We start from the raw sequence: 12,355 nt of genomic DNA on the forward strand, positions 1-12,355 counted from the left end.
ATCACTCCACCGAGGGAATCCATGGCCACCGTTACTGAGCTGCTGCAGCCGGTCGAGCTGGACCTTGAGACCCTGCTCACTGATCTGCGCAGCTTGATTGGTGCCGGTCATCCCATTCTTCAAGCAGCGGCAGAGCACTTATTCAGTGCCGGGGGCAAACGCCTTCGCCCGGGCATTGTGCTGTTGATCTCAAGAGCTTTATCTGCCGATGGTGATCTCTCGGCCCGTCATCGTCGGCTGGCGGAGATTACCGAGATGATCCACACGGCTTCTCTTGTTCACGACGACGTCGTCGATGAGGCTGACACTCGCCGAGGCGTGGCCACTGTTCATAGCCGTTTCAATCATCGCGTTGCGGTTTTGGCAGGTGATTTTCTATTCGCACAGGCCAGTTGGCATCTGGCTAATCTGGATAACTTAGCTGTCGTCAAGCTTCTCAGTCGGGTCATCATGGACCTCGCCGATGGGGAGGTGAAGCAGGGCCTCTATCGCTATGACACAGGCCAATCATTTGCGACATATCTGGAGAAGAGCTATTGCAAGACGGCTTCTCTAATGGCCAACAGTGTGCAGGCTGCCGGCGTGCTCAGTGGTGAGAGTGTTGAGCATCAGAAATTACTGCATCACTTCGGTCGCCAGCTTGGACTCGCATTTCAGGTTGTCGATGACATCCTCGACTTCACAGGCAGTGAGCAGCAATTAGGGAAACCTGCCGCGAATGATTTGGCCAGTGGCTATCTAACGGCACCGGCTCTCTATGCGCTAGAAGAGCATTTAGCTTTAGCTCGTCTGATTGAGCGAGAGTTCAGCGAAGAGGACGATCTTGATCAAGCCCTTGAGCTGGTGCGTAATTCGCAGGCCATTTCACGCAGCCGTCAGTTGGCTGAAGATTTTGCCAGGGAATCTCGTGAAGCCATCGCTTGGCTACCAGATTCACCTTGCCAGCGTGCATTAATGGAACTACCTGATTTTGTTTTAAGCCGTCTCTACTGAGCTTTTCAGAGTGCATCCCAAGCCTGCTGGAGATGGTCAAGAAAGGTTTTTAACTGGGCGATTTGACGAGGATTCTCATCGTTAAACTTGCCATCGCAATTGATGTGAACTTCGTTTTCGCTAAGCACCCAGACATGACACCCTGCGGCTAGAGCCGCCTGTGTGCCGGCCTGAGAGTCTTCCAATGCCCAACAGGCATTCGGCTTGACCGCCAGCCGCCGCGCGGCAAGCAGATAAGGATCTGGAGCGGGTTTACCTGCTGTAAGAGATCGATCATCGCCAAGAACTCGAGTCTGAATCAGTGCAAGCCAGCTGTGATGAATACTTTTAAATGCAACGGCATCTGCCGTACTACTGGAGGCCATGGCCATTGGCAGCCTGTGGTCGTAGCACCAGCGAACCAATACCTCCGCTCCAGGCATGGCTTTGGCCTGACTGAGCAGATGCTTTGCAATCGGCTGGCGCACGGCTAAGAGCTGTTCGATCCCTACCGGGGTGTTCAACCAGTTGTTGACCAGCTGAGCACAATCAAGCCGACGCCGACCTTTTAACATCGACAACTGACTTGTACTGAGACTGGTAGCAAAGACAGCCGCTGTTTGAGACCAGGCCTGAGCATGTAGAGGCTCAGTATCCAACAACACTCCATCGAGATCAAACAAGCAGGCAGCAGGGAAGGACATGAACCAATGCGCACCCTCTCGATTGACTTGATTAAAACTCAATATCCAGCTCAGTCATTTTCGAATGGATGCAAGTTGTCAATGGTTTAACAGGAGGTTGTGTGGCCCAGCTCATACTTCTAACACCTTTCCTATAAAAGTGGCTCACCTAGCAAGAGAGACTGGTCATCAGTCATGAAAAGAAGCAGCTATCGCATTTCTAGCTGAAAGCTGCGATTTTGCATTGAGAGGTATGCGCTACTTGGCTTGCGGCTTATTGGCCTATCAGAGGATCTTATCGTCAATCCAAAGACAAATCTGCCTGAAGCAAAAACAAACACTTATCAGACAAGCCAAGCATGATGGAATAACTTAAGCAAGACAATCCCCTTACTCAAAGGAATTTGCCATTCAGGGCATTAAACAAATCTCTAAGCTTCCACTCAACCGAAGTAGTGAATATGGCTACCAAGCAATCATGCAGATGAGATGTTTCAAAACATTCTGGAAGCACAAGACAGCCGACCTGACAAAAGTCGACAACTGTATATATTATCAGAATCCAGCTCAGAGGATGAATACATTTTTCAAGTTTATCAATCGCACAAACCAACTCAGCCTGCATCACTTTTACAATCGACTTTACGACCCAGTCACAAGTGTCATAGTGAAGTGATTCCGAGTTAATAGATTGCCCGCAGAGTTGTTCCATCGCTGTGCTGCTACCAGCATTCTTTTCACCATTAACAGGAATGTATTTTCTGACTATATTTGGCGGACTGCAAGCAGATAGGAAAAGACTTCAAAATTGATCATTTTGCTTTGTATTTTTATCTTATTTCAGATTTTTGCTCTTTCAATTTGTACTCATTTAGATGCCCTTCAAAGACGGTCGCTTCGGGGGTTCGTTTAAACAAGCGTGTCACAGCGCTGTAGTCCCTGCTCTTAATCGCTTGAATGCGGGAAATCACTGGTCATTGATTGCCTTATGTCCCCTGATCCATCCGGCACCATTAAGTCAGTCCTGCAGGAGCAGCGCGTCTTTCATCCCTCCGCAGAGTTGGCCTCACAGTCGATGGTTGGAAGCCTGGAAGCCTATCGTCGGATGGCAGAGCAAGCCAAAACTGATCCTGACAGTTTCTGGGGTGAAGCCGCTCGCACTGAGCTGGAATGGTTTGAACCCTTTGATAGCGTTCTCGATTGGTCAAATCCTCCCTTTGCGCGTTGGTTTGAAGGAGGCACGACAAATCTTTCCTTCAACTGTCTTGATCGCCATCTCAATGGGCCGAAGGCAAACAAAACAGCCCTGATCTGGGAGGGAGAGCCAGGTGATGTACGGCGCTTCACCTATCGAGAACTGCATGCTGAAGTGTGCAGGGCTGCCAATGCGCTGAAAGCTCTTGGCATTGGCAAAGGTGACCTGGTTGCCCTTTATATGCCAATGGTCCCAGAAGCGGCCATTGCCATGTTGGCTTGCGCCCGTATCGGTGCCCCACATTCTGTTGTCTTTGGTGGCTTTTCCGCTGAAGCCCTTAGAGATCGTTTGGTGGATGGTGAAGCCAAAGCCGTGATCACTGCTGATGGTGGTTTTCGTAAGGACAAGGCCGTTGCCTTGAAGCCGGCAGTGGATGCTGCATTAGCCGAGGGTGCCTGCCCCAGCGTGACGTCGGTGCTGGTGGTGCAACGCACGAAAGAAAGCGTGGTGATGGAAGCTGGTCGAGATCAGTGGTGGCACGAGCTTGTGTCAGCTCAATCTCAAGAGTGCTCGGCGGAACCCATGGCGAGTGAAGATCGCCTGTTTGTGCTCTACACCTCTGGCTCCACTGGAAAGCCAAAGGGCGTTGTGCACAGCACGGCAGGCTATAACCTCTGGGCTCACCTCACTTTCAAGTGGATCTTCGACATTCGCGACGAAGACGTCTACTGGTGCACAGCCGATGTGGGCTGGATCACAGGCCATAGCTACATTGTTTATGGGCCTCTTTCCAATGGGGCGACAACTGTGATGTATGAGGGGGCACCACGCCCATCCAAGCCTGGAGCCTTTTGGGAGCTAATTCAGAAACACGGGATCACGATTTTTTACACTGCACCTACGGCAATTCGGGCATTCATGAAAAGTGGTCGGGCTGTACCCGATCAATACGACATGAGCAGTCTGCGCTTGCTAGGTACCGTCGGAGAACCCATCAATCCTGAGGCCTGGATGTGGTATCGCGAGGTCATCGGTGGTGATCGTTGCCCAATTGTCGACACTTGGTGGCAAACGGAGACAGGTGGGGTGATGATCAGCCCATTGCCTGGTGCGACGCCAACAAAACCAGGATCTGCGACCCTTCCCCTACCAGGCATTGAGGCTGAGGTGGTTGATGCACAAGGCGAACCAGTAGCCGTTGACGAAGGTGGATATCTGATCGTGCGACGTCCTTGGCCAGGAATGATGCGCACCGTGCACGGAAATCCTCAACGCTTTAGAGAGAGCTATTGGGAATACTTACGCCCTAAGGATGGCAGTTTCATCTATTTCGCAGGCGATGGAGCTCGTCGAGATGGTGATGGTTATTTCTGGGTGATGGGCAGGGTGGATGATGTGATTAACGTTTCAGGCCATCGTCTTGGCACGATGGAAATCGAATCGGCATTGGTGAGTCACCCGGCAGTGTCTGAAGCGGCAGTGGTTGGAAGACCTGATGACCTTAAAGGTGAAGCGATCGTGGCCTTCGTCACCTTGGAAGGAAGCAGGGAAGTGAGTGATGCTTTGATTCAGGAGCTTCGTGTTCATGTGGGCAAGGAGATCGGCCCCATTGCTCGACCTGATGAGATCCGTTGCAGTGATGCCTTACCCAAGACCCGCAGCGGCAAAATTATGCGGCGTATCTTGCGGGCGTTGGCCGCTGGAGAGGAGGTCAAGGGTGATACCAGCACCCTGGAAGATCGCTCCGTACTGGATCGGCTTAGAGCCTGATCACGACCTCGTTCATGGGCTTGCCCAAGAAGAGATCGTTTCCACCAATTGATTGAGAGTCTCGGCCCGGGCGGAGTCATCCGCCCAGTCGCCGAGAAGGTTCTGCCGTAACCCTGCACTGGCTGGGGTGAGGTGATCGCCTGGAAGATGCAAGCTTTGTGTTGCATCTTCCACTCGCTGCTGGAGACTATGCAAAAGGCTTGGGCTCTGATCGAGGCTGTCATTCCCAAAACTCACCAATAAGTTCTGAGGTTGGTGGTAACTCTCGCGGATCAATCGCAATGTTTCATTAGGGCTTGGGCTGAATTCCGTGTAAAAGCCAAGCTTTGGTGCAAGTTCGCGAAGCATGGGAATCGAACGATCAGCCGTGAAATTGTTGAAGCTCAATGCCACCAAAGCCCTGCTGTTACGACCTCCATCTGGGGCTAGAAGATGCAACTTGCAGCCAAGGCTATGGCCCAAGCGAAGGGGTGTGGGAAGGGCTCCGACTCTGGCCTCAAGTTGTTGTCGACAACGACGCAAATGTTTCCAAGCTTCATTGGCCTGAGCCTGATGGTCGAAGCCTGGCACATAGCCCCAAGCATGAACCGCCAGATTGTGGTCAGCTAAACCTTCAAGCAATCGTCGGTAGCTGAGCTGGGGGCTCGCCGCCAAATAACTGCCCCCCACCATCTCGACCAGTGCGATTGGCTTAGCTGGCCATAGTCCCCAGACGTTGCCGAGGCGTCTCCATCTGGTCATCGTTTCTTTTTGATTTCCTCCACGACACGGCATGCCTCACGCATATGAGCAGGACCATCGAGGAGATTATTAAAAATATGGCGGATTGTTCCTTGGCCATCAATCACGTAAGTAACTCGGCTTGGCAGCATCCCAAGGGTGCGAGGAACTTCAAAGGCTCGCCGCAGTGTGTTGTCCTTGTCGCTCAGTAATGCATAGGGCAGGCCATGTCGTTCTGCAAATTGCCGATGACTGATGTCATCGTCTCCACTCACCCCCCAGACTTCAGAACCGAGTTTCTCAAAAACTGAGTAATTGTCTCGAAAGCTACAAGCTTCGGCTGTACATCCAGGAGTGTCGTCCTTGGGATAGAAAAACAACACGAGTACTTTGCCTTTGAGATCATTACTCCGCCGCTTGTTGCCATTTTGATCAACCAGATCAATGGCAGGAGCCTTATCACCAACTTGAAGGGCCATGCAGAAGCTCGCATCTATGGAGCACCCTAGAGAGCCCCTTGATGGGTGCGGGAGAATACAAGCAATCCATCGATGAACTCGGCGTGGGGGAAGCAAAGCAGCATCTCTTTGGAGCTGGTCAGTTGGATCTTCTCCCAGATCTCAATGCAGAAGAGGCAGTTGTCTCTACTTCAAAGGCTGTCACTCCTTCAAAGGCTGTCTCTACTTCAGAGGCTGTCTCTTTACCGCAACCTCATGCACCAGTAGCACTGCCTTCTTTGCATCGAGAAGCTTTGAGCTCACTGCCAGAGATGCTGCTGATCATCGATACGGAAACCACTGGATTGGATCCGAAGCGAGGTCAATGCCTAGAGGTTGGAGCCATCCTTTTCCATGCACCGCAGCGTGCTGTGCTTGCCCAGCATTCCTTTTTGCTACCTGTGGAAACCAATGCGGCTGAATCAATCAATCGCATCCCCGCTGAGGTCACTCGCTTGGATCAACCTTGGCGACAAGGGCTGGACTATTTGCAAGCCTTACTGGATGCCGCTGATCTGTTAGTTGCTCACAATGCTGGCTTCGATCGTCAGTGGTTCGGAAAGGATCAGCTTCCAGCTGTCTCCAAGCCCTGGCTGTGCACGATGGAAGACATCGCTTGGCCAGTTGATCGTCAGCTTCGTTCAAGGCCTTCTGTAAGAGATTTGGCTCTCGCTTATGGCGTGCCGGTATGGGCCGCTCATCGTGCTCTCACCGACTGCATTTATCTCGCCGAGGTGTTCGCCCGTTGCAAGGATCTCGAAACGCTCCTACTTCATGGGCTAGAGCCAAAGCGTTTGATGCGTGCCCAGGTGTCTTATGCACAAAGACACCTGGCCAAAGATGCTGGCTTTCGTTGGAATGATCCAATTCAAGGTGCCTGGACCCGAAGCTTAAGTGATCGAGAGGCCGCCAAGCTTGACTTCCAAGTGGTTGCTATTGATCAACAAGAGGAGCAGCCATTGAGTGCATAACGTTGCCTTCAATGTCGTCATCCGTTTAAGAAAAGGTTGAGCTGCCAAACATCCTTGATCCGAGAGCGTTGAATTCTGATTGATTCCCTTAGTCAAGAGCTGAACTCTCCCAACAGTCTTATCAGTTGCTTGCTGCCGCTGTCGCATAAGCGATCAAGCTTGCGAATTCTGGTTGGAAGGCAATTAGAAAAACTGCACTTACTAAGTAACGACGCTTTGTCGGGGATTAGAACAGCCCTAGGTCACAACCCCATTGAATAGCTACCTACGATTGTTTATTGAGCCATTCCGTTCCTTCCTGACAAAAACGATGACTCACCAAGCATGTCTACTTAGCTGCCAAAAATCAGGAGAATGCCTAGATGAATAACTCATCGATGGATCCCACTCCACGCTTGGTGAATGGTTCTAGCGCTGCACCTGCCACCCTGCTCTTAGCCCATGGGGCTGGTGCAGCAATGGATAGCCCTTTCATGACAGCGATAGCCAGTGGCTTAGCTGAAGTCGGTTGGCGGGTGGTGCGCTTTGAATTCGCATACATGGCTAAACAACGCATTAGTGGCAAACGCTCTCCCCCTGATCGAATGCCGAAATTGAAGCAAGTTTTCCTCGAGCAGGTCGAGAGCGAAGCTGCGCTTCGACCTGTAATCATTGGCGGTAAGTCAATGGGGGGTAGGGTCGCCAGTCTTCTGGCAGATGAACTCTCAGCCAACATGAACGTACTTGGCTGCATCTGCCTGGGTTACCCCTTTCATCCATTAGGGAAGCCTCAGCAGTTAAGAACTGAACATCTTGCCGTGCAAAAAACTCCGACCTTAATTTTGCAGGGCGAACGCGATGGGATGGGTCGACAAGGTGAGGTTGAAAGCTACGATTTGTCGCCAATGGTCTCATTGCAATGGATGCCTGCCGGAGATCACAGCTTCAAACCCACCCGAAACTCTGGACTCACTGAAGCCGACAACTGGACCGCAGCAGTGACTCACTCAAGTGATTTTTGCAAGAGACTGGTAAGCAGCTGAACATCAACAAAAGCCAAAACAATGAACCTGATAACTCACTTATCCATTGACAGAATCTTGCTCATCCTTATGGCTGGTTTTGTTGTGTTGGCGAAAACTACAGAAAAGAGAAAAGGAGGTTAATGATCATGGCTGTGAAGGAAATCCTGCGTATGGGCAATCCTCAACTGAGGCAAGTGTCCAATGTCGTCGATGATGCCTCTGATGAGCTGATCATTTCACTCATTAAGGATTTACAAGACACGGTGAAGGCCCATCAAGGAGCAGGACTCGCCGCACCCCAGATTGGTGTGCCTTTAAGAGTGGTGTTGTTTGGTGGAGGAGGCCCTAATCCCCGCTATCCCGAGGCCCCATCGATTCCACAAACAATTCTGATCAATCCTGTCTTAACACCAATCGGCTCTGATCTAGAGGATGGTTGGGAGGGGTGCTTGAGTGTGCCAGGCCTTCGTGGTCAGGTGTCGCGCTGGAGTCGGATTCACTACAGGGCGCTCAATGAAAATGGTTTTGAGATTGAGCATTGCCTTGAGGGCTTCCCAGCAAGAGTGATCCAACATGAATGTGACCACTTAGACGGGGTTTTGTTTCCCGACCGTCTGGTTGACTCTGCCTCATTTGGCTTCACAGGAGAGTTAGAAGCTGCTGGCATCATTGCGAAGCTTGCCAGGGCAGAGCAAAAAGCATCACAACAGAGCAGATCAGATTGAAAGATTAAATCTTATTCTTAAAGAGACAACGCCCCATCATTAGCCAAGAGCTAAACTGTGACAATGGTCAACATGAGGCTATTAATATGGACAGTTTTTGTATTTATCATGATGCTAGAAGTTGCTCCCAACGATGGACAAATTCTTGTGGGAACCTTTTCTGGATTATTGATCGGACTGTTAGTGCAAACGCTTAAAAGCTTAGACAACGCACAGTAAGATGAGAAATCAACAGCTGCTGACGACTTAGGAGTGACTAAATCCAGAGAACAGCTTGAACAATGGATGAGTGAGACCAACTCCCTCCTCCACAAAAGGCTGAGGAATAGAGCAATAAAGCGGCGCACTCTACGCGCCTTGACATTAACTAGTTTTATCCTGATCGTTGCGACAGAAATCGCACCTAATGCCGACGGCCAAGTTGTCTTTGGTGCATTTCTTGGCATAGCCCTATATCACTTCTCTATTGAATTAGAAAATTTAAAAGACAGTGAATAAAACCATCACTACTGGCTTACGTTATAAGCAACTACTGCGCATGCAACTATATACATAAAACTCCACTGACCATAGGCAAATTAATGACAACAACTCAATTAGCAAGAAAGTATTTTGCGGTTACCGTAAAAACCTGCAAGCCGATCATGCAGGTAGGCAATACAAAAATACAGACGACCAAGAGAACGGCATCTCTGAAGGCCTTGGCATCATTGCTATCAGCCTGATTGACTATCAGAAAAGTTGAATCATCAGCTTGCTTATCGATCAAAATAAAGCACTGGAGTTAGCACATTGCTATGAGATCCAAATAGGAACTTATTGCAAATAGCCACAACTACTTTCGACCACCTTGATGAAGATCATTCAATTTCGCAACAACTGATTGTTGCAACTTATCTTTTTTGCTAGCCAGCCAATCACTTACATTTGACTTCTCTTGCGGAGTAAGGTTCATTTTGTGCAAGTACTCCTTGGTAGCCTCCCAAACCAAAGCTCCAAATTCTTTTGAGTGCTTAAGCCGCTCAGCCACTTTTTCATGAATATCCTCGTCATTCAGCAGAGGATGGGTTTCCGTGGTTTCAGCAGAAATGTCGATGATGGGCTGATCAGATGAGGCCGGCATAGCAAGAACGAGCAATCACGGGTATGACTTCTAATGCAATTGTATCCTGTTAGCATTACTTTTTAGCACAGTCAAGCAACCTAGCTTAATAATGATTTCCCTTGATAAAAGCATCGAACATACAAGCAAGTCCGTGTTGCTCAAAACACACAATCAACCAACTAATCAAAGAGCTTGTTTTGCTAACATACTTTCTGAGAAATCCTCCTAGACGATCCTCGCAAATCCCAATTATGCCACTCTCTATCGATAGGTGAATGCGATTAACACAAGGACTCTCCTGTGGAAAAGGCAATCGAACTAACATCTAATCTCAGCACAATCAGTCTTGGTCAGACCAGCTGATACAAAAATGAGCAATTCTAGAAAGGCTCACTGGGGAAAGGATAGAACATCGACACAGATCAACTAAACCACTCGGCACCTTGCATCCAAACAGGACATAAAGCGATTGAAGAAATTGTTCAATCAGATCGAGAGCAAACTCGACCAAGGAGTTTTCATCGACAAGAAAGAACCCAATGACTACCTCGAAGCAATAAAGGATCGAACTCAGGAAGTCAAAGATGCTGGGATCAAATCCCCTTAACTCACCTGACTGGACTGGTTAGATCTCAATGGAGCCAAGGAGACTCGAACTCCTGCCCCCCTGCATGCCATGCGTCTCAGCCTCTCCCTCTCTTCCCAGGCATAGACGCTCAAAAGCATTGCAGCACAATGATTTCGAGAAATGCACCATTCACTTGCATGGGCAAGTCGGGGCAGATAAAGGCAAAAATCACACCTAGAAATCACACCAAAACACGGCATACTGAGCACTTGCATGCATGTCAGGTGTTCATGGTCAAAACAGCTCCATGGCTGAAGGACCTAAGGGGCACGATCAAACGGACCTATGGCCCTGGCTGGGTGCTGGAGGAACGGTCCGGTTACTTCAAAATTCAGCGCCGCGAAACCGGCAATGCAAGAAACGGCAAGCGTCCGACCATCACCACCCAGATTCGCTTCGCTCCAAGCAGCAGCACCGAGTTGCTTGTTTTGATTGGAGACCTGAGACGCAAAATGGCTGACCTAGGAATAGGTCTGTACGCGTCACATGCACTGATCAGCGTGTCAGCAGAGGACGAAGCCACTGGTGGCACGAATTGGAACGAGGTGGCCAAGCGTTATGAAGCCAACCGCGTTGGTACTGGGCAAGTCAAAGCATCGACCTACGAGAGAGAAGAACGGCGCAGGATCGAACGCACGATCGAACTGATCTATGCCAAAGGACGCGGAGCAGCAAACGACGGCCCAGGCGTTATGCGGAACTACACCAGCAAGTACTTAGCTGAGTTAAAGCTGGGCGGTGTTGGCAGAAAGCGAGCACTTTTAGATGTCTCGCGTTTCCTGCGCTTTGCTGTCAAAAAATGCGGAGCAGAGTCGGCCTATCTCCCCTTAGAGAGCGAAGATCTTGAAGAGCTGATTGGGCTTGCTGAAACACGCAAGGAAGACAAAGTACCGGTCAAGCCCAATCAACTGTTCGGGTTAATCGACAGCTTGTTCGATAAACCAGAACTACGTCTTGCCGTCACCTTGGTTGGACTCTTCGGACTAAGACCAGCAGAGCTAAAAGCGATGCGTGTGGTGGACGGAAAGCTCAAAGTCGGCAACGTCAAACGAAACCGCGCAACGGCCAAAACGCCAAAGCCTGATCGCATCGCCTACCCACTGGAGTTACCAGAATTGGCCGATGCTTCAGGGCAAGCACTGGCCCAGCTGGAAAGAGGACTAGTGAAGCTGCCGACTGGAATCCTTAATGCCCCTGACTTCAAAACCTGCGGTCATACGTTCCGGCAATACCTCGATCGCCACTCGTATTGGGCAGCCTTGGTCAAAGCCAACCCGGGGCTCTCGCCGTACAGCCTGCGTCACGGCTATGCCTACCGAGGAGCTATTGCTGGAATCCCTCTGCGCCAGCTCGCGGCATCAATGGGACATGACGTTCGCACCCATATGAAGCACTACGGCCAATGGACTGATGAGGCAGGTCTGGATGCAGCGTTCTGCGCAGCTAACGCCAGGGTGACGGCAGGAACTGGTGAAACAGAAAGTCGAGCAAGGCGAATGGCTAAGGCCCTATAGCTTCCGCGACACTTATTCTCTCGTTTACGAATCAATGCAGGTGCACAAGGCTGATCTTTGCGCAGCAATGGGCCACTCCGAAGAAGTTCACAACCGCAGCTACAGAACCACCAGCTTTCGCACAATGCGTGATTCGTTCAAGCAAGCCTTTGGCTAGTCAGCCAAATGAATAGGGATGACTGGAGCCCAATGATGGAAGACCTCAAGAGAGTGACTAGTAAATAAGTTCACAGCTGAGATGAACCACATTTGCAGATGTACGGCACTCGAATCACCAACAGCTGTGGGTGTGATCGGCGCTGATGGCAATAGCGACAGCAGCGATAACGACATTGCTGGCACTGAATTCCAGGATCCGCTCACCGGTTAACGGCCTCAAAGCCAACAACAAGGCTGCCAGGCAGAGGCAAGACTCAAAAGCCAAAAGGAAAAGGTTTAAAGGCAAAAAAGCAGCTCTCGCAAGCCTTTGAGCCAGCTCTTCTGCTAACTCACACTCAACGACATCACGGCTGTGAAGCGATAAGTCTTCTAGCTGGGGATTGCCTGAGATAAGCGTTTTCCCCTAGAAATA

Annotated in this window: 13 protein-coding genes; 9 read left to right on the forward strand and 4 right to left on the reverse strand. The window is 50.3% G+C overall.

What is annotated here, in order from left to right; genetic code table 11:
* The first annotated feature begins 21 nt into the window (after positions 1-21).
* Positions 22-993 carry a solanesyl diphosphate synthase gene (gene sds, locus SIB41_RS06865; RefSeq protein ID WP_413357770.1) on the forward strand — a complete coding sequence of 324 codons (972 nt, stop codon included), beginning with the start codon at positions 22-24 and terminating at the stop codon, positions 991-993.
* A gap of 5 nt (positions 994-998) precedes the next feature.
* Here sds and SIB41_RS06870 read toward each other — a convergent pair whose 3' ends face one another.
* On the reverse strand, positions 999-1,676 hold the full coding sequence (locus SIB41_RS06870; protein ID WP_413357773.1) for an HAD family hydrolase: 678 nt from the start codon (positions 1,674-1,676) through the stop codon (positions 999-1,001).
* 967 nt (positions 1,677-2,643) lie between these two features.
* On the opposite strand from SIB41_RS06870, the gene acs reads away from it, so the two are divergent.
* Positions 2,644-4,620 (forward strand): acetate--CoA ligase, encoded by a 1,977-nt coding sequence (gene acs, locus SIB41_RS06875; protein ID WP_413357775.1) that lies wholly within the window; start codon positions 2,644-2,646, stop codon positions 4,618-4,620.
* 12 nt (positions 4,621-4,632) lie between these two features.
* On the opposite strand, the gene SIB41_RS06880 is transcribed toward acs, so the two are convergent.
* Both SIB41_RS06880 and SIB41_RS06885 read right to left on the reverse strand, forming a co-directional pair.
* Positions 4,633-5,361 (reverse strand): DUF1350 family protein, encoded by a 729-nt coding sequence (locus SIB41_RS06880; RefSeq protein WP_413357777.1) that lies wholly within the window; start codon positions 5,359-5,361, stop codon positions 4,633-4,635.
* A complete protein-coding gene (locus SIB41_RS06885) occupies positions 5,358-5,819 on the reverse strand; it encodes a peroxiredoxin (protein WP_063399568.1) in 462 nt (153 codons plus the stop codon). The genes SIB41_RS06880 and SIB41_RS06885 overlap by 4 nt, the downstream gene beginning before the upstream one ends.
* A gap of 41 nt (positions 5,820-5,860) precedes the next feature.
* Here SIB41_RS06885 and SIB41_RS06890 point away from each other — a divergent pair, with 41 nt between their 5' ends.
* The 4 genes from SIB41_RS06890 (at position 5,861) to SIB41_RS06905 (ending at position 9,035) form a co-directional block, all read left to right on the forward strand.
* The gene (locus SIB41_RS06890; protein ID WP_413357779.1) at positions 5,861-6,808 is read left to right on the forward strand and encodes a 3'-5' exonuclease; all 948 of its coding nucleotides are present in this window, start codon (positions 5,861-5,863) and stop codon (positions 6,806-6,808) included.
* 362 nt (positions 6,809-7,170) lie between these two features.
* The gene (locus SIB41_RS06895; protein WP_413357781.1) at positions 7,171-7,830 is read left to right on the forward strand and encodes an alpha/beta family hydrolase; all 660 of its coding nucleotides are present in this window, start codon (positions 7,171-7,173) and stop codon (positions 7,828-7,830) included.
* Between the two features lie 128 nt (positions 7,831-7,958).
* The gene (locus SIB41_RS06900; protein WP_413357783.1) at positions 7,959-8,537 is read left to right on the forward strand and encodes a peptide deformylase; all 579 of its coding nucleotides are present in this window, start codon (positions 7,959-7,961) and stop codon (positions 8,535-8,537) included.
* Positions 8,538-8,789: 252 nt separating this feature from the next.
* Positions 8,790-9,035: a hypothetical protein gene (locus tag SIB41_RS06905; protein WP_011826536.1), complete on the forward strand. Its 246-nt coding sequence runs from the start codon at positions 8,790-8,792 to the stop codon at positions 9,033-9,035.
* Between the two features lie 337 nt (positions 9,036-9,372).
* Here the strand turns inward: SIB41_RS06905 and SIB41_RS06910 are convergent, their stop codons facing one another.
* Complete coding sequence (locus tag SIB41_RS06910) at positions 9,373-9,660, reverse strand: hypothetical protein (protein WP_413357785.1); 288 nt, start codon at positions 9,658-9,660, stop codon at positions 9,373-9,375.
* 840 nt (positions 9,661-10,500) lie between these two features.
* Here SIB41_RS06910 and SIB41_RS06915 point away from each other — a divergent pair.
* From SIB41_RS06915 to SIB41_RS06925, 3 genes are all read left to right on the forward strand, one after another.
* Positions 10,501-11,784 (forward strand): hypothetical protein, encoded by a 1,284-nt coding sequence (locus SIB41_RS06915; protein WP_413357787.1) that lies wholly within the window; start codon positions 10,501-10,503, stop codon positions 11,782-11,784.
* Positions 11,741-11,941: a hypothetical protein gene (locus SIB41_RS06920; RefSeq protein ID WP_413357789.1), complete on the forward strand. Its 201-nt coding sequence runs from the start codon at positions 11,741-11,743 to the stop codon at positions 11,939-11,941. Before SIB41_RS06915 ends, SIB41_RS06920 begins: the two co-directional genes overlap by 44 nt.
* An 81-nt stretch (positions 11,942-12,022) precedes the next feature.
* Positions 12,023-12,154: a hypothetical protein gene (locus tag SIB41_RS06925; protein WP_413357791.1), complete on the forward strand. Its 132-nt coding sequence runs from the start codon at positions 12,023-12,025 to the stop codon at positions 12,152-12,154.
* Positions 12,155-12,355: the final 201 nt, after the last annotated feature.

Origin of the sequence: Prochlorococcus sp. MIT 1201 (assembly GCF_047303415.1) — a bacterium.
GTDB classification, from domain to species: Bacteria; Cyanobacteriota; Cyanobacteriia; order PCC-6307; family Cyanobiaceae; genus Prochlorococcus; species Prochlorococcus marinus_D.

Bases quoted from the DNA above. Each gene is read 5' to 3' on its own strand.
- sds (WP_413357770.1), top strand. From the start codon at position 22: ATGGCCACCGTTACTGAGCTGCTGCAGCCGGTCGAGCTGGACCTTGAG.
- SIB41_RS06870 (WP_413357773.1), bottom strand. From the start codon at position 1,676: ATGTCCTTCCCTGCTGCCTGCTTGTTTGATCTCGATGGAGTGTTGTTG.
- acs (WP_413357775.1), top strand. From the start codon at position 2,644: ATGTCCCCTGATCCATCCGGCACCATTAAGTCAGTCCTGCAGGAGCAG.
- SIB41_RS06880 (WP_413357777.1), bottom strand. From the start codon at position 5,361: ATGACCAGATGGAGACGCCTCGGCAACGTCTGGGGACTATGGCCAGCT.
- SIB41_RS06885 (WP_063399568.1), bottom strand. From the start codon at position 5,819: ATGGCCCTTCAAGTTGGTGATAAGGCTCCTGCCATTGATCTGGTTGAT.
- SIB41_RS06890 (WP_413357779.1), top strand. From the start codon at position 5,861: ATGGGTGCGGGAGAATACAAGCAATCCATCGATGAACTCGGCGTGGGG.
- SIB41_RS06895 (WP_413357781.1), top strand. From the start codon at position 7,171: ATGAATAACTCATCGATGGATCCCACTCCACGCTTGGTGAATGGTTCT.
- SIB41_RS06900 (WP_413357783.1), top strand. From the start codon at position 7,959: ATGGCTGTGAAGGAAATCCTGCGTATGGGCAATCCTCAACTGAGGCAA.
- SIB41_RS06910 (WP_413357785.1), bottom strand. From the start codon at position 9,660: ATGCCGGCCTCATCTGATCAGCCCATCATCGACATTTCTGCTGAAACC.
- SIB41_RS06915 (WP_413357787.1), top strand. From the start codon at position 10,501: ATGGTCAAAACAGCTCCATGGCTGAAGGACCTAAGGGGCACGATCAAA.
- SIB41_RS06925 (WP_413357791.1), top strand. From the start codon at position 12,023: ATGAACCACATTTGCAGATGTACGGCACTCGAATCACCAACAGCTGTG.